This is a genomic window from Nocardia vermiculata NBRC 100427, from assembly GCF_001613265.1.
GTDB lineage: Bacteria > Actinomycetota > Actinomycetes > Mycobacteriales > Mycobacteriaceae > Nocardia > Nocardia vermiculata.
In genome coordinates, this window is sequence record NZ_BDCA01000014.1 from 88,503 (window position 1) to 110,223 (window position 21,721).

Sequence of the window (21,721 nt, forward strand, 5' to 3'; positions counted from 1 at the left end):
GGGTCCAGTGGTGTGAAAAGTCGCGCTAAGCCCGTTCGGTGAGTTCAGCGCGACCGATTCGGGCGATTGACGAGCGCTGTTGCGGCGCTGATGGTTTCATGGGCGGCTGTGCGGGATGAGGGTGTAGCGCCGGGGTACGGCCAGTTCGGAGTGCTGACACGGGTCGAGCTGGAGCGGTTCTTCCATCTCGACGACCAGGACCGCGAGTTGATCGCCGAGCGCCGACGCGACAGCAACCGATTGGGCTTCGCCATCCAGCTGGTCACGGTCCGCTATCTGGGCATGTTCTTGCCGGACCCGTTGAACGTTCCGGCCAATCTGGTCGACTACCTCGCCGAGCAACTGGGTATCGATGACCCCTCATGTGTGAAGGCATACCTGGACCGCAAGCAGACTCGGTACGACCATCAGGCCGAGATCATCGGCAAGCACGGGCTAATCGAGTTCGCCGATATCGAGGCCGAGTTGGCGGCGTGGATCGCTGATCAGGCGTGGACGACCGGCGACGGACCGAAGGTGCTGATCGCCGGGGCGGTGCGGTGGCTTCGGGAGGACAAGGGCGCGCTGCTGCCCGGTGTCACCACGTTGGAGCGACTGGTCGGCGAGTGCAAGCAGGCCGCCGATCAGCGGCTGTGGGCACACCTGGCCGGTCAGCTCTCGGGCGGCCAACCCGGGGTGTTGCTCGGGCTGCTCGATACCCGCGAGGACAAGCGCCGCAAGTACGTGGAGCTGGAACGGCTGCGCAAGGGCGTGTTCACGCCGACCTCGACCGGGATGCGCAACGCGCTGGCCCGGTTGCGGGATGTGAACGCGGTGATCCCGGAATCGGTCGACATCACGCAGGTGAGCCCGCGCCGGATGATCGCGCTGGCATCTCACGGGTTGACCGGCAAGACCGTGCATCTGCGTCGGATGCGGTCCCAGCGCGAGCGGCTGCTGGCGCTGCTGGTCGCGACGGTGTTCACGTTGCGTGCCAAGGCTGTCGATGATGTGCTCGAGTTGTTCGACCTGCTGATGGTGAACAACCTGATGGCACGTGCGGAACGACAGTCCAAGGAAGAGAAGCTGCGCCGGTACCCGCGGATGAGCAAGAACGCCAGCAAACTCGCGCGGGCGGTGCGCGTACTGCTCGAGATGGCCGAAACCGAACCGGACCTGCCGCTGCAACTGGTGTGGGATCTGATCGAGAACACGGTCTCCAAGGCCGAGCTGACATCGGCGCTCGCAGCGATCGACGAGCTTGTGCCCCAAGCTGATCCCGAGCTCGACTCCCAGCGGCTCGAGGAAATGGCTGGCAGATTCGCCACGGTACGGACGTTCCTGTCGGCGATGATGCGCCACGTCGAGTTCGGTGCGGTCGGTGACGGCGTGGCGGTGCTGACGGCGATGCGGAACCTGGCAGATCTGCTTGCCACGCCGCGCGGGCGCGGGCTGCCCGCTCGATGGCTCGACGCGCGCGAGGTTGATCACGACCTGGTCGGCGGTGGCTGGTCGCGGTTGGTGTATCCGGACGGTCGGCCGGAGGAGACGGTGGACCGGGCCGCGTACACGCTGTGTGTGCTCGAGCAGTTCCACCGGCATCTCAAGCACCGCAACATCTTCGCCGAGCATTCCTCGAAATGGCGTGACCCGCGCACGCATCTACTGTCGGGAATGGTGTGGGAAGCCGCCCGCGAGCGCGGCATGAACGCGCTCGGGCTGCCCGATGGTCCGCGTGAGCTGCTGGCCGATCTCGGCCAGGACCTCGACGCCGCGTACCGGGAGCTAGCCGGCCGCCTCGGCGACGACACTCCCGCTTCGGTGGACGCCGACGGGAAACTGCACGTCGCCGCGCTGACGGCATTGTCGGATCCGCCCAGCCTGATCGACCTGCGGCGCCGGGTTTCGGCGATGATCCCGCGGGTTGACCTGCCCGAGATGGTGCTCGAGGTGATGAGCTGGTGCCCGAACTTCGGCGAGTCGTTCACACATGTCGCCGGCACCGGTGCCCGCGCGGCGAACCTCGGGATGTCGGTCGCGGCGGTGCTGTGCTCGCAGGCGATGAATGTCGGCCTGACACCGGTGGTTTCGCCGGGAGTGGAGGCGTTGACCCGTGACCGTCTCCGTCACGTGGACCAGCACTATCTACGTGCCGAGACCCTTTCCGCGGCGAACACGGTGCTGGTCAACGCCCAGGCGGCGGTGCCGTTGGCGCAATTGTGGGGCGGCGGGGTCGTCGCCAGCGTGGACGGGATGCGGTTCGTGGTCCCGGTCCGCACCATCTACGCCCGCCCGAACCTGAAGTATTTCGGCCGGAAAAGGGGTGCTACCTGGTTGAACATGCTCAACGACCAGTCCGCCGGGCTCAACGCGGTCGTGGTGTCGGGAACGCCGAAGGACTCACTGAACTTCCTGGACGTGCTGCTACGCCAACCCGAGGGCAGCAAGGTGCCCGAGGACATCATCACCGACACGGGCTCCTACAGCGACATCGTGTTCGGGCTCTCGCACCTGCTGGGATACAAGTACCGGCCGCAGCTGGCGAACATGCCTGATCAGCGGTTGTGGCGCATCGACACCCGCGCCGACTACGGGCCGTTGGACCGGGCCGCGCGCGGGAAGATCGACGTGGACAAGATCGCCTCGCATTGGGAGGACATGTGCCGAGTCGCGGTGTCGATGCACCGCGGCGAGGTCTCCGGTCACGAAGTGACCCGGATGATCTCCCGTGACGGCAACCCGACCAGCCTCGGCCAAGCGATCGCCCACTACGGCCGAATCTTCAAAACCCTGCACATCCTGCGTTTGGCCGACGACGAACCCTACCGGCGCGAAGCCAAGGCGCAATCGAACCTGCAAGAAGGCCGCCATGACCTGGGCCGGGCCATCTTTCACGGACGCAAGGGCGAGATCACCCGCGGCTACCTCGACGGCATGGAGAACCAGCTCGACGCGCTGGGCCTGATCTTGAACATCGTCGTGCTGTGGAATTCGGTGTACTCGGATCGAGCGCTGGACGCACTGAGAGAGCAGGACTACCCGGTGCGCGAGGAGGATGCCGCCCGGTTGTCGGCGTTCGGACGCAAACACATTCGGCTCGAAGGCCACTACAGCTTCGCGCTGCCCGACCTCGGTGGCATCCACCGACCGCTGCGCGATCCAGACGCCGCCGACGAGGACGAGTGAACCTACACCGGGCTCAGCCTCGGATGATGGTGTATCGGCCGGGGATTTCTTGGAACTCGACGGCGGTGGCGATGTCGTCGTCGCCTGGGACATCGGTTCCGGTGGGGATGACAATAAGTTTGTCGTCGTCATCGCCGGTGCGGTGGATGACGGCCACGCAGACCCCTGACGCGGTGGCCAGCGGTTCGGGTTGGCCCAGGTAGTAGCCGTCGAGCCCGTCGCCGTCGAGGGCTGTGGTGCCGGGTACGTAGCCGTAGTTGGCTTCGTAGCGGAAGACGTGGACTGGGTGGAGGCTGCCGTATTGCCGGTCGATGGTCAGTTCCACCGACCGGCGCAGATAGCGTCGTGCCATCTACAACGACACGGAATCGTTGCTGGTGGGAGGGTGTGCGGCGGTGCTGCTCATTTCTCAATCGTAGCGGTGGGCAGTGGTTTGCCGATCCGGGTACGCAGGTAGTCCATGTGGACCAGCCGCTGGTCAGTGGGCAGCATCGGGTTCTGTGGGAACACCTCGGTCGGCGCGTTTGGGCGTGGTGCCGTCGTCGACCGACATCGCCCAATCTATTCGCCAGAGTATCCATAAAAGTATCGACGGTGCTATCGTCGTTCGCCCCCAGCGAGATGATCGTCTCGCCCAGCGCGATGATGATGACCAAACCGTGGCGCTCGATGAAATACGAAGGTACGACCCGAAGTCCGCTGATTCCCGCTATCAGGGGGCTGCCGAAGTCGACCACCGCGGCCGCGACCCACAGCAACTCACGGCAGGGGAGGCCACAAAAGCGGCGGCAACGATCAAGGTCGGCCCGACGAGCAGGCCCGGCGCCAGTCGGCGGATCGCCGACGCCAATCCATCCTCGTCTCGGGATGACGAGACGAGGAACATACCGACGTTGATGAGGCGGACGGCGAGCAATGCGAGCCCGAATACGAGTGCCCCGGTGGTGAATGCGGTGGGCAGTGCGATGGCCGCGATGAGCATCGCCGCCATCGCGACGATGATCAAAGTCGTGTACATCACCCGCGCCGTGTCGAATGTGTTGGTCAGCCAGGCGTAGCACACCCACGCCCACCACAGGACGAGCAGCGCGAGCACACCCCGGCCGAAAGCCGGCCAGGAGATGTCACTGAGCATCAGGTGTGTGACCTGCGACATCGCGTACACGAAGGTGAGGTCGAAGAACAACTCCAGGTTGCCCACCGACCGCCTTCCGACCGCTTCGACACTCACATCCGCGACGTCGCCCTGGCGACGCAGGTCACTGCTCACAGCGCCGCCGCGGCCGCCTCGGCGACGGTCTTGTCCTGCTCCCCGGTGCCGCCGCTGACGCCGACCGCCCCGACGACCTGGCCGTTGTGCCGCAGCGGCACACCACCGGTGAAGATCATGATGCGCCCACCGTTCGACACGTGTATCCCGTAGAACTGCCCGCCCGGACCCGCGTCGGCGGCGAGGTCCTCGGTCGAGATGTCCAGCGCCCGCGCGGTGAACGCCTTGCTGATCGAGATGTCGATGCTGGCGATCCAGGCACCGTCCATCCGGGCGTGGGCCACGAGGTTGCCGCCGGCATCGACCACCGCGATGTTCGACGGCGACTCGATCTCGCCAGCTTTGGCCAGCCCGGCGGCGATCACCCGCTGCGCATCGTCGAGGGACACCGAGGGCTGGTTCACTATCATGACGCACCCCTCCGGGGCTTCGCGAACTGCGCGGTCTTCGGCGACAGCAGCTCTGTGCGCCCACCGGCTCGGTGCACCGCGTCGCGGGGTCGCTCGAGTTCGACTCTTTCGACCCCGTCGGCAGCGAGAATCGCGATCCGCTTGCCCTGCAGTGTCGTTGCCATCGTTGTACTCCTCTCGGTCCGGGCCCCTCACGGATGAAGTACGACCTTGGTCCATCCGTCGTCGCGGGCATCGAAATGCTGGTAACCGGACTCGGCCTCGGCGAGGGGCAGTTCGTGGGAGATGATCCAGGACGGCTTGGCGCGGCCCTGATGGATCAGGTCGCGCAGTTGCCGGTTGTAGTGCTTGACGTTGGCCTGCCCGGTCCCGACCTTCTGCCCCTTGAACCAGAATTTGCCCATGTCGAAGGCGATCTTGCCGTTGCGTTCGAGTTCGTCGGGGCCGTTTTGGTCCTGGGGCAGGAAGATGCCGACCACGCCGATGTGGCCGGTGAAGCGCACCGAGTCGACGAGCCGGTTCATCGTCATCGCGGCGTCCTCGTGACCCTGCGGGTCGTGCGCCTGATAGCCGACGCACTCACAACCCTTGTCGGCGCCCTGCCCGCCGGTCTGTTCCAGGACCTGCTCGACCGGGTCGCCTTTCGAATCGTCGATCGGAATGACGCCGATCTGCTCGGCGAGCTCGAGCCGGTCCGGATGCCGGTCGACGATCATCACCTTGCTCGCACCCTGGATCATCGCCGAGTACGCCGCCATCAACCCGACCGGCCCGGCCCCGTACACCACCATCGAATCGCCGGGCTGCATGTCCGCGAGGCGGGTGCAGTGCCAGCCGGTGGGAAAGATGTCGGAGAGCATCACGTAGTCGGCTTCCTTGTCCTGGGCATCCTCGGGCAACCGCAGACAGTTGAAGTCGCCGAACGGCACCCGCAGATATTCGGCCTGCCCGCCCCAGAACGGGCCCATCCCGGCGAACCCGTATGCGGCGCCGGCCATCTTCGGATCCGGGTGCACCGTCAGGCAGAACGCGGTCAACCCTTCCTCGCAGTTTCGGCAGAAACCGCAGCCGATGTTGAACGGCAGGCACACCCGATCCCCGGGTGAGACCTTGACCACCGCTTTGCCCACCTCGGCGACGATCCCCAAGTTTTCGTGACCGAGGACCATCCCGGGCTCCAGATCGGTGCGGCCCTCGTACATGTGCAGATCCGACCCACAGATGTTGGTGCTGGTGATCTTTACCAGCACATCGGTCGGCTGCTCAATCCTCGCATCGGGCACATCCTTCACATGAACCTCGCGTGGCCCGTCGTACACAAGCGCTTTCATCTCGCCTCCCTGATGCTGCGTTTCCGGTTGATCCCGGCCCGGCGGCCACAGGCGATTGAATATGAACACCAAATGAATCGTGCCGCGGGCAGAAGCGATAGCGCACGAAACTGAAAACAACACCAAAACGTTGGCGCACCACCATGTTTCGCGTCACAGCCGACAACAGCGGGCGCATTCAGGCGTCGCATGCCGTGCACCATCGAGTCTCCTCTATCGGCTCCACGATTGCTAGGGGTGAGAATCGGTTTCCTTGATTTGCGGGCTCGGGCTCCTTCCCTTTACCGGTCGATGGTGTGATGCTGGTCCATGTCCACCTACCGTCGAACAGGAGACCCGACATGGTTACCAAGGCGCTGCTGGTCCGACTCGAAGCCAAACCCGGCAAGGAAAGCGCGGTCGAGGAATTCCTCCGATCGGCGCTGCCGCTGGTCGAACAGGAGCCCGGCACGAAGCCTTGGTTGGCGGTACGGTTCGGTCCCTCGACGTTCGGCATCATCGACGCATTCCCCGAGGAGGCCGCCCGCGAAACACATCTCAATGGGCCGGTCGGCAAGGCTCTCAGCGAACGCGCCGACGAACTCTTCGCTGCGCCGCCCGAAATCAGCAACCTCGACGTGCTCGCCGACAAGCTCTGAGCCGCCGACTGGAAACAGCCCGCCCGCAAGCTCGACAGAACCGACATCACCCTCGCGCCCGCGAACCTTGACACGCGAGTCCACCGGACCTGTCGAATCTTGGTGTACAACGACAGGGCGAGCGCAGCCTGATCCGTCACCGAGTCGCCAAACTTCACGGAATTCGGGACATCCTCCGCGACCACCATGCTCACCTGGGTCAAAGAAATGAATCCCCCCGGCATGTCCGGAGACTTACTGATATGACAGCCCGGCCAGGTGCTGGGCTGGGTGTTGAGCGTAGTAGGCGGCCTCCATCTCCGCCGGTGGCAGGTCGCCGCAGTACTGGTAGAGCTGCCAGTGGTTGAACCAGTCAACCCATTCGGCGGTGGCGAACTCGACCTGGTCTGCGTTGCGCCACGGACCCCGGGGTTTGATCAACTCGGTCTTGTAGAGGCCGTTGATCGTCTCGGCGAGGGCGTTGTCGTAGCTCGATCCCACCGCGCCTACGCTGGGCTGGATCCCGGCCTCCGCGAGCCACTCAGTGAAGGCGATCGAGGTGTATTGAGCGCCCCTATCCGTTTGGTGGACAACATCTTTCACGTCCCAGCCCGCTCGCTCACGGGTCCAGATCGCGTGCTCGATCGCGTCGAGCACGAGCGCGGTCGTCATCGTGGTGCCGGTGCGCCAGCCGATGATCCTGCGCGCGTAAGCGTCGATCACGAACGCCACGTAGACCCAGCCCGACGACCAGGTCGACACATACGTCATGTCGGCCACCCACAGCCGGTTCGGTGCCGCCGGCGCGAACTTGCGTTGCACCAGATCCTGCGGCCGCTCAGCGGCCGGATCGGCGATCGTGGTGCGTTTGACCCGGCCGCGGACCGCGCCTCGTAGCCCGTGCCGCCGCATCAGCCGCTCGACGGTGCATCGAGCCACCTCGATGCCCTCACGGTTGAGTTGCAGCCAAACTTTCCGGGCGCCGTAGACGCCGTAGTTCTCGCGGTGGACCCGCACGATTTCGCGCATCAGTTCCTCGTCGCGGCGGTCCTGCTTGCTTGGAATTCCTCGGCGGTGTTCGTAATAGGTCGATGGGGCGATCTTGACGCCGAGCTCGGTGAGCGCGGCGCAGATCGACTCGACACCCCATCGCAGGCCACCGCCGACGCGGTGGCCCTGCCGTTCGCTGATGTATTCGACGATCAGCGCTGGGGCCGGTCCAGCTCGGCCGCGAAGAGTATCGATGCAGACTTCAGAATTGCGTTGGCGCGCTTGAGTTCCGCGTTCTCCCGGCGCAGCCGCTTCAGCTCCGCGGACTCCTCGGTGGTGACCCCGGCCCGCACACCGACATCGACCTGACCTTGACGCACCTACTTACGGACCGTTTCCGCGGTCCCTACACCCAGCAACTCGGCGACCGCCCCGATCGCCGCCCACTCCGACTCGTGCTGGTCGCGGACCTCCGCAACCATCCGCACCGCCCGCTCACGCAACTCCTGCAGATACTTCCTCGAACTCACAGACTTCGTCCTTCCTCAAGAGATGAAGTCTGCGGAATCTCCGGGGGGATTCACCTCGGCAACCACCAGCGCCTCCCGCCTGAGTCCCGAAGATTCCCAGTCCAGCAGGCTACTTGGCCATATCCGCCCGAAAATTTCTCGAGTACTACGGCGACCCCAACTACCGGGGCCGCCAGAGGTTCCGCACGATTGCTACTTCGGTCGCCATCGTTCCCGGCGCATCCCTATCTACGGCGCCGAGCGGCGGGGTCGGTCTGGGCATGCCACCGGATCAACGCCTCCGCTGACGGGCGCGCGTACTTGCCGAGCGACCGGACCGAGCTGTGTCCACTCATTCGCATCAGCATCGGCGTCGATGCTCCGTCCTCGGCGACGTGGGTCAACCGGCTGTGCCGTAGCTGATGCAGTGTGAACGGCCCACGTGCGAACTCGGCCGTGTGCTGCTCGAACAACTCCAGAGCCCGCCGATACGACAACCGCCCCCGCAGCGTCGACGGGTCGATATCGCCCACCGCCACACCAGGTTTCGCTTTCCGGTCGGTGAGAAAAACCGGTCCCTGTCGACGGCCTGCCAGCAGCCGTGGCAGTAGCCGGGCGGCCCCGGTCTGCCAGGCGACCACATCCTTGGCCCCGCCCTTGCGGGTGACTGTGGCGGACCGGTTCGCCGGATCCAGATCGGGAATGTCGAGTTCGAGCAGTTCCTCGGCACGCGCCGCGGTTTCGTAGAGCATCGTCCACAGCACCTTTTCCCGCAGCGCCACATCCTTGTCGAGCAGCGCGGTGACCTCGTCGCGGTGCATCGCCCGCGAGTGATCGGGCGCGACCCTGCGCGGCACCAACCGAACGAGCGGGTCACCGACCAACCACTCCTGCACACGCCACCACTCGCACGCCGCCCGCAGCGACGAGAGGCGGACGTTGAACGTCTGCGCCGAACGAGCACCCCATTTGAAGGTGACCCAGCCACCGACCCTCTCGGCGTTGAGCAACCCGACATCGGAGTCGGCGCCGAAGTCGCGCACGAGTTGGTTGAGCGCCACAGCGTACCCGCGTCGCGTGTTGATGCTCGGGATCGTCGATAGGAACTGATCGACGGCGTCCTTGAGCCGTACACCCCGGATCGGCAGTGCCCGCACCTGTCCCACGATCAGCCCTTCTCGTCGGCCGCCGAACCGTGATCGGCAGCTATCGCAGATAATTTACCGAGTCGCCCCATCTAGGAAGGGGTGTAGCGCCTGGTCGACTTCAAGTTTACCGCAGATAATAGGCCATTATCTGCGGTAAATCCTTAGCGCGACTTTTCGCAGGTTTGGACTGAGACCACGAAAAGTCGCACCACACAACGAATCCGCCGAACAGCCCGGTGTGGGAAACTGGAGTCGATGTCGGGATTCACGCGCGATACCTACCACTACGGCGACCAACTGGTCTACGAAGCGCTTCACTCGAAGTGGGACCGCTACCACGCCACCTACTGCGGCTGCGGCCAAGGCTGGCTCACCGCCCACGCCGTTCCCGCCGGGTTCACCATCGTCCGCGAAGGCGGCGGATTCACCGCGCTCATCGGGCCGGGCCTCACCGAGAACGTCAACGAAGCTGAACTCACAACCAACGTCTTGTGGGAAGCCGTCACCGGCAAGCCCGGAATCCAAGACTGGTTCGACGACATCCAGGTTGTCGACCGTGGGCCCGAAGCGAAGGCCGCGCGCAAGGCCGCGAACGACGCGCAGAATGCGGCGCGGAAGGAACGCGCCGCCCAGGCTCGGATCGAGCCCGCGACCATCAAGCAGATCGACTACCTCAAGGCCCTCGCCGCGAAGGTCGATGTCGAACGATTCGACATCGAATTTGCCAAGGCCACCAAGGGAACCGACATCGCGGCGCGTGATGCGGACGAGACGCCTGGCCGGTCTATCAGAAGGCTTACCAGGGCTGCCGCCCGAACGCTGATCGCCGCACTGGTCGAGAACCAGTAGACCCAGCCCCTAAACCATCCCGGTTAGTGGCTCTACCCTGCGCAAACAGTGCTTAGCGCGACTTTTCTCACCACTGCACCCCTCACGCCTACCACCGCCCCGGACCACTCGACACCCCGACGTTCGATCGATCGTCCCGACGGGGACGCCGCGCACACATCCGCCGAACTCTCGTCCGAAAGTTTGATTTCCCGGGACCCGTGCACCGGTATCGTCGAAGGCAAGTTAGGTTACCCATAGTTACCGTCCGACGACGTGAGGAAATCAGGATCATGGCGGATGCCCCCACCACCGAGCACACCGTGCCGTTCTCCGCACAGATCCGTTCCGCGACCGCCGAGCAACACGAACGCGCCGAATCCTCCACCTTCATGAGCGATATGCTCGGCGGCGCCTTGGACGTCCGTGCCTTCTACCGCTACACCGGACAACTCTGGTACATCTACCAGGCCCTGGAACAGGAAGCCGCGACCCTGGCCGCCGATCCGGTCGCAGGCCCGTTCGTCCGGCCGGAACTGGCCCGGCTGGCCCATCTCGAGGACGACCTCGCCCACCTCGGCGGGCCCGGCTGGCGCGAGGAACTCACCGCACTACCGGCCACGGCCACCTACGCCGCGCGGATCCACGAGTGCGCACGGGACTGGCCCGCCGGATACGTCGCCCATCACTACACCCGGTACCTCGGGGACCTCTCCGGCGGTCAGGTCATTCGCGGTACCGCGGCGAAACTCTGGCAACTCCCCAAGCGGGGCGACGGCGTGCGCTTCTACGTCTTCGATCAGATCGGCAATCCGGCGGCGTTCAAGCGGCACTACCGCACCCTGCTCGACGAGCTGCCGGTCGACGAGCTGGAGAAGCAGCGCGTCCTGGGTGAATGCCGCCGCGCCTTCGATCTCAACACCGACCTGTTCGCCGAGCTGGCCGAGGAATTCCCCGTCCGTCGTCAGGGCTGATCGACCGCGCACCCGCCGCCCGAACCCGCCCGCATCGGCCGGCCGACGGTATCGCTGCGCCCGATCTCGCCCTGCGGTGATAGTTTGCGCCGATGGTACGCAGAGCCGTGCGCAGCGCGGCGGTCCTCCTCACGGTCCTCGCGGTACTGGCGGTCGGCACCTACATCCTGATGAACTCGCGCAGCCACCAGATCGCGGGACGCCTGCTGCACCGGGTGGACACCGACCGCAAGGTCGTCGCGCTGACCATCGACGACGGCCCCACCGAACGCACCCCGGCGATTCTCGATACCCTTTGCCGCACAGGGTGTTCCGGCGACGTTCTACCTCGTGGGCGAAGATCTGGCCGCCCATCGTGACTACGGGGTCGCCCTCGCGGCCGCGGGCCACGAAATCGGCAATCACAGCTACACCCACCGGCGGCTGGTATTCGTCACTCCGGGCACGGTCCGGGCCGAGATCGAACGCACCGACGCCGAGATCGCCCGCACCGGCTACCGCGGCCCGGTGACCTTCCGGCCACCCAACGGCAAGAAACTTCTCACCCTGCCGTGGTACCTGGCCCGCCACGACCGCACCACCGTGATGTGGGACGTCGAATCCGATTCGACCGGTGCGCTGGGAACCGATGAGATCGTCGCCACCACCGTCGACCACGTCCGCCCCGGGTCGATCATTCTGCTGCATGCGATGCATCAGCAGGCGGCGCTCGACGCGATCGCGCCGATCATCACCGAACTTCGTTCGCGCGGCTATGAATTCGTCACTGTTTCACAGCTGGCGGCCGCCTGATCCGTCCTTCCGGCCGTGCCGGAAGGTGATCGAAGCCACCACCGAACAGCACGCGAACACAAGACTTCGCGCGGATGCTGTAGTCGGGCACGGCGGGTGGTGAAGTGCCCGGTCGCGGCGTTGATAGCGTCAAGACGTGCCCGCGACGCCGACCGATTTCACCCTCCCCATCGGGCGGGTGCATGCCATTGTCGACCTGGCGCGGCGACGGGGCTGGGACAGCACCGAGTCACTGGCCGAAGCCGGGATCGCACCGCAACTGCTGGACCAGGGCCGCGCCCGAGTCACGGTGGGTCAGGCGGTGCAGCTGGTGCAGCGACTGTGGCGCAGCACCGACGACGAACTACTCGGTCTGGGTCGCCGCCCCATGCCACGCGGCACCTTTCGGCTGGTCTGCTTCGCGCTGCTCGGTGCACGAGATCTCGGCGCGGCACTGCACCGATTCCGGCTCTTCCAGAAAGCGCTACCGGGCTTCCCGCCGCTGTCCGTGGCGGCCGCTGCGGATGAGGCGCGAATATCGTTCGACTTGAACGGCATTCGACACCCGGAAGGACTGATCATCGACACCCTGCTGATGGTCACCTACCGATTCCTGGACTGGGCGGCCGGCGGATCGGTGCCCCTGCTGCGGATCGAATCCCCTATCCACCGAACGAACTCGACGACTACGACCTGATCTTCGGTGCGCCCGTGCGCTTCTCGGCCCCGACCCCGGCGCTGGTGCTCGACGCCACCGCACTCACCACACCGCTGGTCCGCGACGAAGCCGACCTGCTCCGCTTTCTCCGCAACGCCCCCGAGGCGGTCATCGTGCGCCACGACGAGGCGGTCTCCACCATGGCGCGGGTACGCCGCATCCTCGAACGCGGCGGTCCCGGACAGTGGCCGGCGGTCGAGCAGATCGCCGCCGAACTCGCCGTCAGTCCCGCGACACTGCGGCGCCGACTCCACGAGGAACACACCTCGCCCAGCCGCATCCGGGAGCAGATCCTGCGGGACACCGCCATCGCCGCCCTGGTGCGCGGCGACGAGACCATTACAGCACTGTCGCGCCGGCTCGGCTTCTCCGAACCCAGCGCGTTCTCCCGCGCCTTCCGGCGCTGGACCGGCAGCTCCCCCGGCTCGTATCAGGGACGAGCGACCCAGGACTGAGCGATCCGGTCACAAGATCGAGCGCTGCGGTCATTGGCCCGCGCACCGCCCGCTTCTACCGTCTCCGAGGGTATCGCCGTATTTCGAACAGAGGAGTTCCCCGTGCCGGTGCATCGGTCCCCGTGGATGGACGAAGATCTCGACGCCCTCACCGATCTGGCGCGCCGCTTCTTCGAGAAGGAATGCGCCCCGAACGAGAACCGGTGGGGCCGCCAGCATCACGTCGACCGTGAGATCTGGAACCGTGCAGGCGAATTGGGGCTGCTGTGCATCTCGATCCCGGAGGAGTACGGCGGCGGTGGCGGCACTTTCGCGCACGAAGCGGTCATCGCGATCGAGCAGACCCGCGCCATGGCTCCCAGCCTCGGCAACCCCGTGCATTCGACGATCGTCGCGCACTACATCAACGCCTACGGCACCGAGGAACAGAAGCAGGCGTGGCTGCCGAAGATGGCGTCGGGCGAGATCGTCGGTGCCATCGCGATGACCGAACCCGGCACCGGTTCGGATCTGCAGGGTATCCGCACCCGCGCCACCACCGACGGTGACCACTACGTCATCGACGGCGCCAAGACCTTCATCTCCAACGGCCTGCTCGCCGATCTGGTGATTGTCGCCGCGAAAACCTCCGAAGGTAAAGGCGCGGAATCGGTCTCACTGATCGCGGTGGAAACCGACCAGGAAGGATTCCGGCGCGGGCGCAACCTGGAGAAGGTCGGCCAGCACGGCCAGGACACCTGCGAACTGTTCTTCGACGGCGTCCGGGTGCCGAAATCGAACCTGATCGGTGCCGCCGAGGGCACCGGCTTCATCCAGCTCATGCAGCAACTCCCCCAGGAACGGCTGATCCTCGCCGTCGCCGCCGCCGCGGCCGTGGAGAAGACGGTGCAGATGACCGTCGAATACACCAAGGAACGCCAGGCCTTCGGCAAACCGGTCTTCCACTTCCAGAACACCCAGTTCACCCTCGCCGAATGCGACACCATCGCCTCGGTCGCCTGGGCATTCCTCGACGACTGCGTCGCCAAACATCTGCGCGGCGCACTCGACATCCCGACCGCCGCCAAGGCGAAATGGTGGCTGACCGAACAGCAGTGCAAGGTCGCCGACGAATGCCTGCAACTGTTCGGCGGATACGGGTACATGGCCGAATACCCGATCTCCCGGGTATTCACCGATGCGCGGATCCAGAAGATCTACGGCGGGACGAACGAGATCATGAAACTGATCATCGGCCGAAGTTTGTAGTTCGGCGCTCATTGTCGACGCCGCAAAACATAGAGGTGGGCGCCGCACCCCCTGTCAGGAGTGCGGCGCCCCACTACGGCCGGACGGCGCGCCGGTCAGTGCATCAGCACCGGCTGCTGAGCGTCCTCCCCCTCCGGCACGATGGCCCGGCGCGGCAGGAAGAACGCCGGGATCAGGGTGACCAGGACCAGTACGAAGGCAACGAGGAACGTGTTCCCGAAGGCATCAGCCGCAGCGTCGAAGCCGCGTTCGAGGACCGACGGCGGAATCTGCTGCGCGATCGCCGGGTTGTCCCGGGACGCGACCGCTGCGCCGCCGTCAGGACGGTCGAGCATCTGGTTGGTGAGCACCACCGACATGATCGCGGTACCGATCGATCCCGCGGTCTGCTGAACGATGTTCATCAAAGTCGAACCGCGAGCGACCATCTCGTGCTTCAGCGTCGCCATCGCGGCGGTCATCAGCGGCATCATGGTGGCACCCATGCCGAGGCCCATCACGAACAGCGACCCGAGCAGTAGGACATACGACGAGTCCGCCGACAGCTGGGTGAAGGTGAACATGCCGATGGCGATCAGCGGCAGGCCGGTCAGAACGACCTTGCCCGGCCCCAGCTTGTCGACCAGTCGCCCAGCCACGGGCATCGTCAGCATGGCACCGATCCCTTGCGGTGCCAGCAACAGCCCCGCGGCCAGCGTCGATTCACCACGCACCTGGATGAAGTAGCTCGGGAAGATCAGGCCCGCGCCCATGAACGCGATGATGAACAACGTCGTGGTGAGCACCGCGAAGGTGAGCTGCCGGTTCCGGAACAGGCGCAGGTCGATCAGCGGGTGGTCCTTGCGCAGCGCGTGGAAGACAAAGCCGACGATCAGCACCAGTCCGATGCCGGCCGAGACCAGCACCCGGGCCGAGGCGATCGTGCCCGCCTCCGGAATCGAGGAGACGCCGAACAGGAACAGCGCCAGACCCGGCGAGAGCAGCAGCATACCGACGAAGTCGAAGGTCTGCGACGGACTGGGCGCGTCCTTGGGCAGCAACTTTACCGCGGCCGCCAGTGCGACGATGCCGACGGGCAGGTTGATCAGGAAGATCCAGTGCCAGCTCGCGGCGTCGATCAGCCAACCGCCGAGGATCGGGCCGCAGATGGGACCGAGTAGCATCGGGATACCGAGCACGGCCATGACGCGGCCGATGCGTTCGGGCCCGGCGGCCCGGGTCATGATCGTCATGCCGAGCGGCATCAGCATGCCGCCACCGAGGCCCTGGATCACCCGGAACACGATGAGCATCGCGATATTTCCCGCGAATGCACACAGCACGGAGCCGAACACGAACAGCACCAGCGCGGTGAGGTAGAGCCGCTTGGTACCGAAGCGATCCGCCGCCCATCCCGTGACCGGGATGATCGTGGCCAGTGCCAGCGTGTAAGCGGTCATCGTCCAGGCGACGGTGGCGACGGTGGCGTCGAATTCGCGCACGAATGTCGGCAGCGCGACACTGACCACCGTGACGTCCAGGATGGACATGATGGCGCCGAGCACCACCACCGTGGCGATCTTGAGGACCGCGCCGTCGATCTTGTCCGACTCGGGTGCCGCGGCCGGCGGCCCGGCGGTCGAGCTGGGTGTCGTCATGAGCAGATTTCCTGACTTCGGGCTCGCAGGGCGTCGCCCGCGAGGATGGGTTGAAGGGCCGCAAGCAATCGCGTGCGGTCCGACTGGTCCAATCGGGCCGCGAACGCGCGGAGTTCATCGCTCTTGTCCGCGATGTGACCGGCGACCAGGCTGCGCCCGGCCTCCGCCAGCGAGACCCGCTTGATCCGGCGATCCGCGGGGTCTTCACGGCGTAGCACCAACTGCTGGCACACCAGCTGATCGATATTGCGACCTGCGGTGGCCACCGATATCCGGAGACGCTCGGCGACCTCGTGGATCGCGATCGGCTCCCCGTGCTGCGCGAGCACGAACAGCGCGCGTACCTGTGAGAACGACAGATCCATCGCCACAAGGGTGTCCATCGACTCGGACTCCTCCATGCTCAACAAGCGCATGAGGAACTCCCCGAGTGCGTTGAACACCTCATCCGGAGTTGCTTCTGCCACGCTCCAGATACTATCGAGTCTGCAACTATCGCAGAAACGCAAGAATCTGCGACAGCTACCGAAGTCGCCCTCGGACTACCCCACCACCCCACTCCCACCTGCGGCAAGTGATTTTCACGGGCGCCGGTTCCGGTGACGCGAAACACATACCACCCGGCCCGGGCGTAACCGATATTTCGACTCGTTCAGCGGCCCGGAACGGACTGCGCGCGATCGCCTCCGGCACCGGGAAAATTCAACTTCCAGAACACGGTCTACTCGGTGCCGCGGACGACCATGACCGGACAGTCCGCCGACTGGACCAGGGCGGCGGCGGTCGAGCCCAGCAGCATGCCCGCGAATCCCCCGCGGCCGCGGCTGCCGACCACGACGAGCTGAGCGTTCTCCGCCTCGTCCAGTAGCGAGCGGACCGGACGGTGGTACACCAGCACCCGCCGCACCTCCACCTGCGGATACCGTTCGGCGAAACCCGCCAGGCTCTCGGCCAGCAGGGCCTCTTCCGACGTCCGGATCTCGGTCCACCCCTCGACCGTGACTTCCAGCCGGCTGCTGATATCACTCCACGCATGCAAGGCGACGAGCCCCACCCTTCTGCGCGACGCCTCCTCGAACGCCGCCTCCAGCGCGGGCACACTGTTCTCGGTGCCATCGATGCCCACCAGGATCGGCAGCGCGGCCGTCACCGCATCGGTCGCCGAGACGGTGTGCACCACGGTGACCGGACAGTGGGCGTGTCGGGTCACCGCCGAGGACACCGAGCCCAGCAGCCCCCGCCGGACGGCGCCCAGGCCCCGGCTGCCCACGACGAGCATCCGCACCTCTGGCGATCGTCGGATCAGATGTTCGGCGACGGGTTGGTCGGTGACCTCGGTGCTGATCTCCAGCGCCGGATCCGTCACGGCCGTGCGGGCGACGCGGCTCGCCTCCGCGAGGACCCGCTCGCCTTCCTCGCGCAGCCACCGGACGACGGCGTCGGTGGCCGCCGGCTGCGGCCCACCGGCGCCGGCGGTGGAGGTGAGCAGATGCAGTGGGCAGCCGAACAGCGCTGCCTCGGTCGCGGCCCAGGCCACGGCCCGAAATCCGACGATCGAGCCGTCGACAGCGGCCAGCACCGGCGCCCGGCGGATTCGGTCGGTCATGTGAACTCCTCGTCAGTCTCGGCACTGTCGATGTCACTGTGGGGCGCGGCCACCTGCGGCGCGATAGCAGGCCAACCGGCAACGGCCGCCGTGGTCGAAGTCTATGTGCCGGCGGCGGACATGTCGTCGATTCCCGGGCCGTCCACGTGCATCCGCCCACTTCCGCCGGCCGCACCGAGCAGGGCATGCGAACGGCCTCCGAGCCGTGATCAGGCGAAGTCTGTGGCGCTGCGGGCGCCCACCACCTCGGCTGCTACCTCCAGGAAGTTCGGGTCGGTCACGGCCGGGACCAGGATGAACTCGTCGCACCCGGCCTGCTCCGCATCGTCCAGAATGGCGGCGAGTACCTCGGGACTCGACGCCCGTACCGTCCCGGCGACCAGCTCGGCCAACTCGGGTCCGAGGAAGCCGAGGTAGCGAGCAGTGAAAGAACGCAGCGCCTCGGAGGCATCGGTGACACCCAAGGCGGTGAAACAGCCGCTGACCTTGCGGGGAGTCGTGGTGCGACCGGCTTCGGCCCAGCACCGGTCGGCGAGCGCACCCGCCGCGGCGATCTCCTCGGCGTCGCCCGCGATGCTGAAACCGGAGATCCCGTCGGCCCACCGCGCCGCCCGGCGCATCGCCTTGGGCCCCATCGCACCGGCGAGAATGATCGGCCCGCCCGGCTGCACACATGCCGGCCCGACCGGATCCGCACCCTCGAACGGCGGCTCACCGCCGAGTAGCGACTTCAACTCGGCGACCTTGTCGTCGAGTTGTTGGTGCCGCCTGGTGAACTCGGCGCCCAGCGCGCGGTAGTCGTGCTCGCGTCCACCGACACCGACGGCTACCTCGAGGCGACCGTCGGAGAGCTGGTCCAGAGTGCCGATCTGCTGGGCGACCATCGCTGTCGGATGCTGCGGCAACACCCACAGGTTCGCCAGCACCTGCACCCGCTCGGTGACCGCGGCGCATGCGCCCAGGGTCGCCACCATTTCCGGATTCGAGAACGTCACCCGCTCACCCACGGAAACGCTCGAGAACGGGCCCGAGTCGATTCGCCGGGCCCAGTCGAGCGTCGTACCCGGTCCGTAGCCCGGAGCCATCTGCGGAAGTGCCACACCGATCTGCATAGAGCCACCCTCGCAGATGCGCCAGAGTCCCGGTCACCCGATCACCGGATCCGAGCGGTGATCATCGGCTCGTCAGCCCCGAGCCCCTTGTGCCGCCGTTCGTTTCGGATCCGGAAGCGCAGCCGGATGCCGGACCGGGATTCCCGGGCGGGACGTGGGGGTGGGATGGAGAAGTCCGGCCCGGCGGAGCGGCCGGTGCCGTATTGTTCCCGCTGCCAGATGCTTTCGTACTTCTCTCGATACCGCGGTCGCGGTGGAGCCTTCATGATGCTCGATGTTCACCACTTCAGTTATGGGTGGTCGACTCCTCTTCTTTCCTATGCCACGTCGTTCACCGGGTGCCTGCTGGGATTGCAGTGTGCGGCACGCGGACGACACAGCCGCACGCACCGCTGGTCGTGGCTGGGTGCGGCCGCGGTCGCCATCGGCGGCACCGGGGTGTGGGTGATGCATTTCGTTGCCATGCTCGGTTTCTCGATCCAGGGCACCTCGATCCGATACGACATCCCGCTCACCGTGGCGAGCGCGGTGGTCGCGATCGTGACGGTGGGAATCGGTCTGAGCCTGATGGCCCGCCCCGAGCCGTCGGTACCGGCGATGCTGGGCAGTGGGGCGATCACCGGCTTGGGCGTGGCCGGGATGCATTACCTCGGGATGGCGGCGATGAATTCCACCGCCGACATCGACTACGACACCGCCCTGGTCACCGCCTCGGTACTCATTGCCGTTGTCGCGGCCGCGGCCGCGTTGTGGTTCACCGTCCGTACCCGGGGCCGGCTCGCCACGCTCGGAGCGGCCGCGGTCATGGCCATCGCCGTCTCCGGCATGCACTACACGGGCATGGCAGCGATGCACGCACACGACAGCGGCACCCGTGGCACCCCGCACGGCGCCACCCCGGTGCTGCTGTTCGGACCCACGATCGCGATCATCGGCGTGGTCACCATGCTGCTACTGGCCGCTGTCGGCACCACGCCGCAGGCCGCGGCGGTAGCTGATCCCGGCAGGAGTGACGACGGAGCCGGAACCGAGCCCGACCGGGCCACGAGTTCCGCATCGTTGCCGCAGTAGCCGAATCCACCGCGGAGACGAATCCGTCCCTGTCGGCGCGCCCCCAAGGATTGCGTGTCGTGGTGACGGGTAGCCGGGAGAAATGGATACCGCTACCGATGTCGCCGTGGTGGGCGCCGGAATCGTCGGCCTGGCCACCGCCTACGCACTGCGCCGGGCCGGGATCTCGGTCACCGTGTACGAATCCGGGCAGCCGGGCGGTGGGCAGTCGGCCGGACAGTCGCGTATCTTCCGCCACGCCCACGACGATCCCCGACTGGTCGAGATGGCGGTCACCGCGCGCCGGATCTGGCGCGAATGGGAAGACGATTTCGGCATCGAGCTGATCTCGGACGACGGGGCGGTCGCCCTCGGCGCCGGTGTGCGGGACAAATTGGCGATCATGCAGCAGGTTCCCGGTATCGAGGCACGGTGGATCGACGCTCGGGAACTGGCGGGGCGACTGCCCCCGCTGGCCGGCTACGACGGTCCGGCCGTATTCGACCCGACGGGCGGTTCCATCCGCACTGTCGCCGCGATCGATGCCCTCACCGAGCACATGCGTGACGCGCTCGTGCACGACCACGTGCTCACCCTTCGCAACACCACCGCGGGAACCGTCGAACTACGTTCCGGCACCGGATGTTCCGAGTACGGTGCGGTCGTCGTCTGCGCGGGCCGAGGAACCGCTGCACTGGCCCGCACCGTCGGTCTCGCACTACCGGTCCAGCTGTCCGCCCATGTCCGAGTGACCTTCCGGCCGCGATCGGAGCCCCCCACCACCCTGGCCACGTTGCAGGACAGCAGCGGCGACTTCGGCGAAACCGGCATCTATGCGGCCGCCTTCCCCGGCAATACCCATTACGGTCTGGGCCTGAGTGATTCGGTGCCGAGCAACGACGGCGGTGCGGTAGATCCCACCGCCCTCACCGACCTGGCCGACCGCGCCGCCCGCTATGTCCGGCGCGCGCTGCCCGGGCTCGATCCCGCGCCGACCGGGTACGTGCACTGCTGGGTCACCCGGCTGCCGTGGAACGAGGACGGCGTGGCCGCCTGGCAGCACGGCGCCGCCACATTCCTCGCCGGACACAATCTGTTCAAGCAGGCCCCGGCTCTGGGCGCCACGCTCGCCGACAGCGTCACCACCGGGCAACCGGCGGCCACGGTGCATCCGTCGCGCCGGCTCGGGGACCCGTCGGCGAACCGCTAGCCCAGTGCGGCCAGCGCTGCCCGTAGCCGGGTCCCCGCCTCGGCGGCGATCGGTCGCAGATCCGCGTCCCCGGTCACTTCGACCATCACCTGCGGAGCCATCGCCTCCACGATGACTGCCGCCGCGTCGTCCGGGTCTCGCCGCACGATCACGTTGCAGGGCAACAGCAATCCGATCTGCCGGTCGACCTCGACCGCACGGTGTGCCAGCGGCGGGTTGCAGGCGCCGAGGATGCGATAGTCCTCCAGGTCCGCACCCAGTTTCGCCTGCAGCGTCGCCGCCATGTCGATCTCGGTCAGAATTCCGAATCCTTGCTCTGCCAATGCTTCCCGGGTCCGGTCGACAGCATCGTCGAACCGGTCGGTCCGCAGGGCAGTGGAGATGGCCAGAGTCATGGTCGCCTTCCTCTCGAATGGACGGATCAGCCGCGCGCTGTCGCGCAGCCGGCGGTCAGCGGCAGTCCCAGCCGCCGGAGCAGCAGCGTCGCCGGGCACCAGCCGGCGACGCCGTACAGGAGCAGGTTCGCGCCCACGAATCCGGTGAATACGAGCCACCAACTGGACCATGTCGCGGCCGCCACCACGCTGAGCAGCACCAGGGTGCCGGCCAGCAGTGGTACCACGCGGGCAATCGACCAGCCCTGATGTCTAGGCAGATTCGTCATGTTCATTC

The 21,721-nt window shown here is 66.4% G+C and carries 24 protein-coding genes and 2 pseudogenes; 11 read left to right on the top strand and 15 right to left on the bottom strand.

Features of this window, described 5'->3' with window-relative positions:
* Positions 1-108 precede the first annotated feature (108 nt).
* A complete protein-coding gene (locus tag NV2_RS15980) occupies positions 109-3,165 on the top strand; it encodes a Tn3 family transposase (protein WP_067874567.1) in 3,057 nt (1,018 codons plus the stop codon).
* A 13-nt stretch (positions 3,166-3,178) separates the two neighbouring features.
* Here the strand turns inward: NV2_RS15980 and NV2_RS30865 are convergent, their stop codons facing one another.
* The 5 genes and pseudogenes from NV2_RS30865 to NV2_RS15995 form a co-directional block, all read right to left on the bottom strand.
* Positions 3,179-3,517, bottom strand: coding sequence for an inorganic diphosphatase (locus NV2_RS30865; RefSeq protein WP_084474807.1), 339 nt, complete (start codon positions 3,515-3,517; stop codon positions 3,179-3,181).
* A 316-nt stretch (positions 3,518-3,833) separates the two neighbouring features.
* Positions 3,834-4,321, bottom strand: a pseudogene (locus NV2_RS15985) (low temperature requirement protein A); the annotation flags it as partial.
* 110 nt (positions 4,322-4,431) lie between these two features.
* A complete protein-coding gene (locus NV2_RS15990; RefSeq protein ID WP_067874253.1) occupies positions 4,432-4,845 on the bottom strand; it encodes a GlcG/HbpS family heme-binding protein in 414 nt (137 codons plus the stop codon).
* A gap of 26 nt (positions 4,846-4,871) precedes the next feature.
* Positions 4,872-5,009: pseudogene (locus NV2_RS30870) on the bottom strand (peptidase C56); the annotation flags it as partial.
* A 27-nt stretch (positions 5,010-5,036) separates the two neighbouring features.
* Positions 5,037-6,176, bottom strand: a complete 1,140-nt coding sequence (locus tag NV2_RS15995) for a glutathione-independent formaldehyde dehydrogenase (protein ID WP_067874569.1) — start codon at positions 6,174-6,176, stop codon at positions 5,037-5,039.
* Positions 6,177-6,517: 341 nt separating this feature from the next.
* On the opposite strand from NV2_RS15995, the gene NV2_RS16000 reads away from it, so the two are divergent.
* The gene (locus NV2_RS16000) at positions 6,518-6,814 is read left to right on the top strand and encodes a putative quinol monooxygenase (RefSeq protein ID WP_067874255.1); all 297 of its coding nucleotides are present in this window, start codon (positions 6,518-6,520) and stop codon (positions 6,812-6,814) included.
* A 234-nt stretch (positions 6,815-7,048) separates the two neighbouring features.
* Here NV2_RS16000 and NV2_RS16005 read toward each other — a convergent pair.
* From NV2_RS16005 to NV2_RS32260, 3 genes are all read right to left on the bottom strand, one after another.
* A protein-coding gene (locus NV2_RS16005) for an IS3 family transposase (RefSeq protein ID WP_373863571.1) occupies positions 7,049-8,163 on the bottom strand; the annotation gives its coding sequence in 2 pieces (ribosomal slippage) (positions 7,049-8,019 and positions 8,019-8,163; 1,116 coding nt in all).
* Positions 8,164-8,313 carry a hypothetical protein gene (locus NV2_RS32255; RefSeq protein ID WP_245662620.1) on the bottom strand — a complete coding sequence of 50 codons (150 nt, stop codon included), beginning with the start codon at positions 8,311-8,313 and terminating at the stop codon, positions 8,164-8,166.
* 224 nt (positions 8,314-8,537) lie between these two features.
* Positions 8,538-9,458, bottom strand: coding sequence for a tyrosine-type recombinase/integrase (locus NV2_RS32260; RefSeq protein ID WP_067874259.1), 921 nt, complete (start codon positions 9,456-9,458; stop codon positions 8,538-8,540).
* A gap of 237 nt (positions 9,459-9,695) precedes the next feature.
* On the opposite strand from NV2_RS32260, the gene NV2_RS31940 reads away from it, so the two are divergent.
* The 7 genes from NV2_RS31940 (at position 9,696) to NV2_RS16045 (ending at position 14,434) form a co-directional block, all read left to right on the top strand.
* The gene (locus NV2_RS31940; protein ID WP_210749544.1) at positions 9,696-10,289 is read left to right on the top strand and encodes a hypothetical protein; all 594 of its coding nucleotides are present in this window, start codon (positions 9,696-9,698) and stop codon (positions 10,287-10,289) included.
* A 272-nt stretch (positions 10,290-10,561) separates the two neighbouring features.
* Positions 10,562-11,242, top strand: coding sequence for a biliverdin-producing heme oxygenase (locus tag NV2_RS16025; RefSeq protein WP_067874262.1), 681 nt, complete (start codon positions 10,562-10,564; stop codon positions 11,240-11,242).
* Positions 11,243-11,334: 92 nt separating this feature from the next.
* The gene (locus tag NV2_RS32820) at positions 11,335-11,601 is read left to right on the top strand and encodes a polysaccharide deacetylase family protein (RefSeq protein ID WP_307613567.1); all 267 of its coding nucleotides are present in this window, start codon (positions 11,335-11,337) and stop codon (positions 11,599-11,601) included.
* Complete coding sequence (locus tag NV2_RS16030) at positions 11,573-12,034, top strand: polysaccharide deacetylase family protein (RefSeq protein WP_307613568.1); 462 nt, start codon at positions 11,573-11,575, stop codon at positions 12,032-12,034. Before NV2_RS32820 ends, NV2_RS16030 begins: the two co-directional genes overlap by 29 nt.
* Before the next feature lie 136 nt (positions 12,035-12,170).
* Positions 12,171-12,710 (top strand): AraC family transcriptional regulator ligand-binding domain-containing protein, encoded by a 540-nt coding sequence (locus NV2_RS16035; RefSeq protein WP_067874265.1) that lies wholly within the window; start codon positions 12,171-12,173, stop codon positions 12,708-12,710.
* Positions 12,711-12,724: 14 nt separating this feature from the next.
* On the top strand, positions 12,725-13,186 hold the full coding sequence (locus tag NV2_RS16040) for a helix-turn-helix transcriptional regulator (protein WP_067874268.1): 462 nt from the start codon (positions 12,725-12,727) through the stop codon (positions 13,184-13,186).
* Between the two features lie 126 nt (positions 13,187-13,312).
* Positions 13,313-14,434 carry an acyl-CoA dehydrogenase family protein gene (locus NV2_RS16045; protein ID WP_067874575.1) on the top strand — a complete coding sequence of 374 codons (1,122 nt, stop codon included), beginning with the start codon at positions 13,313-13,315 and terminating at the stop codon, positions 14,432-14,434.
* Between the two features lie 95 nt (positions 14,435-14,529).
* Here NV2_RS16045 and NV2_RS16050 read toward each other — a convergent pair whose 3' ends face one another.
* The 5 genes from NV2_RS16050 to NV2_RS16070 all read right to left on the bottom strand — a co-directional run bounded on the left by NV2_RS16050 (position 14,530) and on the right by NV2_RS16070 (position 19,055).
* Entirely contained in the window at positions 14,530-16,071 is a 1,542-nt protein-coding gene (locus tag NV2_RS16050) for a DHA2 family efflux MFS transporter permease subunit (protein ID WP_067874271.1), read from the bottom strand.
* A complete protein-coding gene (locus NV2_RS16055) occupies positions 16,068-16,487 on the bottom strand; it encodes a MarR family winged helix-turn-helix transcriptional regulator (RefSeq protein WP_174550600.1) in 420 nt (139 codons plus the stop codon). Before NV2_RS16055 ends, NV2_RS16050 begins: the two co-directional genes overlap by 4 nt.
* Positions 16,488-16,792: 305 nt before the next feature.
* Positions 16,793-17,677: a universal stress protein gene (locus NV2_RS16060; protein ID WP_067874283.1), complete on the bottom strand. Its 885-nt coding sequence runs from the start codon at positions 17,675-17,677 to the stop codon at positions 16,793-16,795.
* Positions 17,678-17,886: 209 nt separating this feature from the next.
* Positions 17,887-18,789, bottom strand: a complete 903-nt coding sequence (locus tag NV2_RS16065; protein ID WP_067874291.1) for an LLM class flavin-dependent oxidoreductase — start codon at positions 18,787-18,789, stop codon at positions 17,887-17,889.
* A 41-nt stretch (positions 18,790-18,830) separates the two neighbouring features.
* Complete coding sequence (locus NV2_RS16070) at positions 18,831-19,055, bottom strand: hypothetical protein (protein ID WP_067874293.1); 225 nt, start codon at positions 19,053-19,055, stop codon at positions 18,831-18,833.
* On the opposite strand from NV2_RS16070, the gene NV2_RS16075 reads away from it, so the two are divergent.
* Complete coding sequence (locus NV2_RS16075) at positions 19,054-19,860, top strand: MHYT domain-containing protein (RefSeq protein ID WP_067874294.1); 807 nt, start codon at positions 19,054-19,056, stop codon at positions 19,858-19,860. The two genes, NV2_RS16070 and NV2_RS16075, sit on opposite strands and share 2 nt — an antisense overlap.
* A gap of 82 nt (positions 19,861-19,942) precedes the next feature.
* Entirely contained in the window at positions 19,943-21,049 is a 1,107-nt protein-coding gene (locus NV2_RS16080) for an NAD(P)/FAD-dependent oxidoreductase (RefSeq protein WP_067874296.1), read from the top strand.
* On the opposite strand, the gene NV2_RS16085 is transcribed toward NV2_RS16080, so the two are convergent.
* Positions 21,046-21,444 carry a DUF302 domain-containing protein gene (locus NV2_RS16085; RefSeq protein ID WP_067874298.1) on the bottom strand — a complete coding sequence of 133 codons (399 nt, stop codon included), beginning with the start codon at positions 21,442-21,444 and terminating at the stop codon, positions 21,046-21,048. The genes NV2_RS16080 and NV2_RS16085 overlap by 4 nt on opposite strands.
* A 26-nt stretch (positions 21,445-21,470) precedes the next feature.
* Positions 21,471-21,719, bottom strand: coding sequence for a YgaP family membrane protein (locus tag NV2_RS16090; RefSeq protein ID WP_373863572.1), 249 nt, complete (start codon positions 21,717-21,719; stop codon positions 21,471-21,473).
* Positions 21,720-21,721 lie beyond the last annotated feature (2 nt).

Excerpts from the sequence above, each read along its gene's own strand:
- NV2_RS30865 (WP_084474807.1), bottom strand. The coding sequence starts at position 3,517 with ATGGCACGACGCTATCTGCGCCGGTCGGTGGAACTGACCATCGACCGG.
- NV2_RS15990 (WP_067874253.1), bottom strand. The coding sequence starts at position 4,845 with ATGATAGTGAACCAGCCCTCGGTGTCCCTCGACGATGCGCAGCGGGTG.
- NV2_RS15995 (WP_067874569.1), bottom strand. The coding sequence starts at position 6,176 with ATGAAAGCGCTTGTGTACGACGGGCCACGCGAGGTTCATGTGAAGGAT.
- NV2_RS16000 (WP_067874255.1), top strand. The coding sequence starts at position 6,518 with ATGGTTACCAAGGCGCTGCTGGTCCGACTCGAAGCCAAACCCGGCAAG.
- NV2_RS31940 (WP_210749544.1), top strand. The coding sequence starts at position 9,696 with ATGTCGGGATTCACGCGCGATACCTACCACTACGGCGACCAACTGGTC.
- NV2_RS16025 (WP_067874262.1), top strand. The coding sequence starts at position 10,562 with ATGGCGGATGCCCCCACCACCGAGCACACCGTGCCGTTCTCCGCACAG.
- NV2_RS32820 (WP_307613567.1), top strand. The coding sequence starts at position 11,335 with ATGGTACGCAGAGCCGTGCGCAGCGCGGCGGTCCTCCTCACGGTCCTC.
- NV2_RS16045 (WP_067874575.1), top strand. The coding sequence starts at position 13,313 with ATGGACGAAGATCTCGACGCCCTCACCGATCTGGCGCGCCGCTTCTTC.
- NV2_RS16050 (WP_067874271.1), bottom strand. The coding sequence starts at position 16,071 with ATGACGACACCCAGCTCGACCGCCGGGCCGCCGGCCGCGGCACCCGAG.
- NV2_RS16055 (WP_174550600.1), bottom strand. The coding sequence starts at position 16,487 with ATGCGCTTGTTGAGCATGGAGGAGTCCGAGTCGATGGACACCCTTGTG.
- NV2_RS16060 (WP_067874283.1), bottom strand. The coding sequence starts at position 17,677 with ATGACCGACCGAATCCGCCGGGCGCCGGTGCTGGCCGCTGTCGACGGC.
- NV2_RS16065 (WP_067874291.1), bottom strand. The coding sequence starts at position 18,789 with ATGCAGATCGGTGTGGCACTTCCGCAGATGGCTCCGGGCTACGGACCG.
- NV2_RS16075 (WP_067874294.1), top strand. The coding sequence starts at position 19,054 with ATGATGCTCGATGTTCACCACTTCAGTTATGGGTGGTCGACTCCTCTT.
- NV2_RS16070 (WP_067874293.1), bottom strand. The coding sequence starts at position 19,055 with ATGAAGGCTCCACCGCGACCGCGGTATCGAGAGAAGTACGAAAGCATC.
- NV2_RS16080 (WP_067874296.1), top strand. The coding sequence starts at position 19,943 with ATGGATACCGCTACCGATGTCGCCGTGGTGGGCGCCGGAATCGTCGGC.
- NV2_RS16085 (WP_067874298.1), bottom strand. The coding sequence starts at position 21,444 with ATGACTCTGGCCATCTCCACTGCCCTGCGGACCGACCGGTTCGACGAT.
- NV2_RS16090 (WP_373863572.1), bottom strand. The coding sequence starts at position 21,719 with ATGAACATGACGAATCTGCCTAGACATCAGGGCTGGTCGATTGCCCGC.